General features: G+C 75.6%; 3 protein-coding genes and 1 pseudogene. 2 read left to right on the top strand and 2 right to left on the bottom strand.

The window, feature by feature from the left end:
* The first annotated feature begins 37 nt into the window (after positions 1–37).
* Positions 38–808: a DUF1028 domain-containing protein gene (locus JNW91_RS30480; RefSeq protein ID WP_309244529.1), complete on the top strand. Its 771-nt coding sequence runs from the start codon at positions 38–40 to the stop codon at positions 806–808.
* 30 nt (positions 809–838) lie between these two features.
* Here the strand turns inward: JNW91_RS30480 and JNW91_RS30485 are convergent.
* Positions 839–1,506 (bottom strand): annotated as a pseudogene (locus tag JNW91_RS30485) (maleylpyruvate isomerase N-terminal domain-containing protein).
* Between the two features lie 7 nt (positions 1,507–1,513).
* The gene (locus JNW91_RS30490; RefSeq protein WP_203178938.1) at positions 1,514–2,401 is read right to left on the bottom strand and encodes a phosphatase PAP2 family protein; all 888 of its coding nucleotides are present in this window, start codon (positions 2,399–2,401) and stop codon (positions 1,514–1,516) included.
* Between the two features lie 181 nt (positions 2,402–2,582).
* Here JNW91_RS30490 and JNW91_RS30495 point away from each other — a divergent pair, with 181 nt between their 5' ends.
* A complete protein-coding gene (locus JNW91_RS30495) occupies positions 2,583–3,284 on the top strand; it encodes a DUF3159 domain-containing protein (RefSeq protein ID WP_238425987.1) in 702 nt (233 codons plus the stop codon).
* Positions 3,285–3,378: the final 94 nt, after the last annotated feature.

A 3,378-nucleotide genomic window follows, 5' to 3' on the forward strand; every position in this document is an offset into this window, starting at 1 on the left:
CGCCGACCCCGAACGGGAGCACCGCCAGCTCGGTGTGGTGGGCGCCGGCGGTCCGGGCGCGAGTTGGACGGGGCCGGCCTGCCATCCGTGGGCCGGGGGCGGACCGGCGACGGCTGGGCCGCGCAGGGCGGCCGCCGACGACGTGGTGGCCGGCCTGATCGCCGCCGACCCCGAACGGGAGCACCGCCAGCTCGGTGTGGTGGGCGCCGGCGGTCCGGGCGCGAGTTGGACGGGGCCGGCCTGCCATCCGTGGGCCGGGGGGCGGACCGGCGACGGCTGGGCCGCGCAGGGCAACGTGCTCACCGGCCCGGAGGTCGTCGACGCGTTGGCCGACGCGTGGCTGGCCGGGTCGACGATGCCGTTCGCCGAACGCCTGGTCGCCGCGCTGCGCGCCGGTGACGAGGCCGGTGGGGACCGACGTGGCCGGCAGAGCGCCGGGCTGCTGGTGGTCGAACGCGGCGGCGGGTACGGCGGCCGCAGTGACGTGCTGGTCGACCTGCGGGTCGACGACCACCCCGACCCGGTCACCGAGCTGGGTCGACTGCTGGCCGTGCACACCATGCTGTTCAGCCGCCCCGATCCGGCCACCCTGCTCGACCTGAGCGGCGCGGTCGCCGACGAGGTGGCGGCGTTGCTCGCCGCGCTCGGTCACCCGGTGACCGGGGACGGGCCCGAGGCGGCGCTGACCTCCTGGGCGGGGCTGGAGAACCTGGAGGAGCGGCTGGTGCCGGGCCGGATCGACCCGGTGGTGCTGACGCACCTGCGCCGCGTCTCCCCGCACGTGCCCGCCCCCCGAGCGGCGAGCTGACCCCGGCCCGACCGGTGGGCTGACCTCGCGTCAGCGGCCGAAGGACAGCCAGCGGAAACCCGCCGCGTCGATCTCGGCGTGCTCGGCGGGGGTCAGTGGCACCCGTCCGGTGGTCTTGCGGATCAGTGTCGGCGGATCCCACCGCAGCCCGGCCGGTGCCGGACGCCCGCCGGTGAGCAGGTCGACGATCACCGTGGCCGCCTGCGGGGTGAGCCACGGTGCCCGGTCCAGCGCGGCGGCCAGGTCCAGGCCGTGCACGCCCACCTCGACCACCCGGGTACGCAGGAACTCGGTGAGGCGCATCGCGTCGCCGTGCCGGGTGCGGACCACCCGCTCGGGCAGGGCCGCCGCGACCGCCGCGTCGGTGGCCCGCCAGGCGCGGTCGAACTCGCCCGGCAACGCCGCACGCGGCACCTGCCGCGCGTGGTGTCGACCGCCGGCGATCCGGTCGGCGTCCACCTGCGGGGTGAACTTCGCCGCGCCGAAGTAGCTGGCGGCGTCCACCTCGGCGTTCGGTGGCGCGGGTGCGGCGAGCATGTCGGTCAGCCGTCCGGCACCGGTGCGGACGTGCGCGATCAGCTCCCCGACGGTCCACGGCGGCAGTCGGTCGGCCGTTCCAGGTCCGCGTCGTCCAGCTCGGTGAGGATCCCGGTGAACCGGGCACACTCGGCGCGGAACGCCGCGCGGACCGGGTCCACCGCCGGTTCAGCCCTTGACCCGGGGCACCAGGCGGTGCACGACGGTCAGCACCAGCGCCATCACCACCGCCATCGTGCCGGCGATGCCGGCGGCGCTGCCCGCGTAGCCGACGAAGAGCGGTCGGCGGCTCAGCTCGCCCGGCCCGGTGCCGCGCAGGTCGACCAACCAGGACAGCGCCAACCCGCAGGCGATCAGGGCGAGTACGCCGGCGACGCCGAGCACCAGCGCGGCGATCCGGTGCGCGTCGCCGGGGGCGACCTCGGCCTGTTCCCGCTGGGTGATCAGCAGGAGCAGCCCGGCCAGCGCCGCCCACACCCCCACCACGAGGTACGCGGCGACCGCGTCGCTGGGCCGGTGCCAGCCGGCGGAGAGGGTGGCCACCCCGGCGACGGCCGCGTACCCGGCGCCGAGGAAGGCGCCGACCGCGCGCACCTTGCGGGGCAGCACGAGCACCAGCGCGACCGCCACCGACGCGGCCACCGCCGTGTGCCCGCTGGGCAGACTGTTGCCGACAGCCGCGCGCTCCGGGTCGAGGCCGTAGTCCGGCCGGCTGAGCCCGTACTTGAGCAGTTGGGTGGAGACGTTCGCCCCGGCGATCAGCAGCGTCGCGGTGATGGCCAGGGCGATCCGTCCCCGGATCAGCGCGATGAAGCCGATCATCGCGGTGGCGGCCAGCAGGGACACCACCGACATGGCGTTGAGGATCCGGTCGACGGGGCCGTCGATGCGGTCCTGCCCGATCCGGTTGCCGGTCAGGGCGACCGTGTCCACCCACTGGCCGATTTCGGTGTGCACGGCCACCCGCCAGACGGCGAGGAAGGCGGCCGCCTGGACGAGGGCCAGTACGACCAACCAGACCGCAGTCCAACCCCGTGCCGTCGCGCGCATCCGCACACCGTAGCGGCCGGGGTTGGTCGGCCGGCCGGTGGCCCGCCGCCTGTCGATGGTTAGGTTGAGCGGAGGCGAGGAGGTGGCGGTGGGCGACACACCGGAGCGCGACGCGGGCCAGGTCGAGCCCGGCAGTGGGCAGCGGGTCGGTGACGAACCGGGCGGTGGGCCGGCGCGCGACGAGTCGCTGGCCGATCTGCTGGGCGGCCGGCGCGGAGCCGTCGACGCCACACTGCCGCCCCTGGCGTTCGCCGCGGGTTGGCTGCTCGGCGGCGAGTCGCTGTGGGCCGGGGTGGGCGCGGCACTGGCCGTCGGCGCGGTCGTGGCCGGCGTACGGCTGCGTCGGGGTGACCGGCCGCGCTCGGTGCTGATCGGACTCCTCGCCGTCTGCGTCGCGGCGTTGATCGCGGTGCGCACCGGTCGGGCCGAGAACTTCTTTCTCATCCAGTTGCTCTCCAACGCCGCGAGCGCGCTGGTGTGGACGGTGAGCATCGTGGTGCGCTGGCCGCTGCTCGGGGTGCTGGTCGGCGCGGTGCTCGGCCAGCGCGCCCGGTGGCGGCGCGACCCGGCGCTGCTGCGCGGGTACGGCCGGGCCAGTTGGGTGTGGACGGCGACGTACGTGCTGCGGCTGGCGGTGTTCGTGCCGCTGTACCTGGGTGGGCAGGTCCTTGGGCTGGTGGTGGCGCGGGTGGCGTTGACGTGGCCGCTGGTCGCGGCGGCGCTCGCGGTGAGCTGGGTGGTGCTGCGCCGGTCCTTGCCGGCCGGGCATCCGGGGCTGCGGCACCCGGTCACCGGGGAGCCGACCGCGCGCCCAACTGACGGGCACCGGCAACGGTGGGCGGACACAAAAGTGGAGAGGCCGCCACGGGGGGAGCGGCCTCTCCGGTGACGGTACGTTACTCCGTCACAGTCGTTGGTGTGATCCCGCGAGGGCCCGAATTTCTGGGCTTTTTTGCGGCTTCCTCCAGTCCGGGCGGGTGGGG

It is taken from the genome of Micromonospora parastrephiae (assembly GCF_016802865.1).
GTDB lineage: Bacteria > Actinomycetota > Actinomycetes > Mycobacteriales > Micromonosporaceae > Micromonospora > Micromonospora parastrephiae.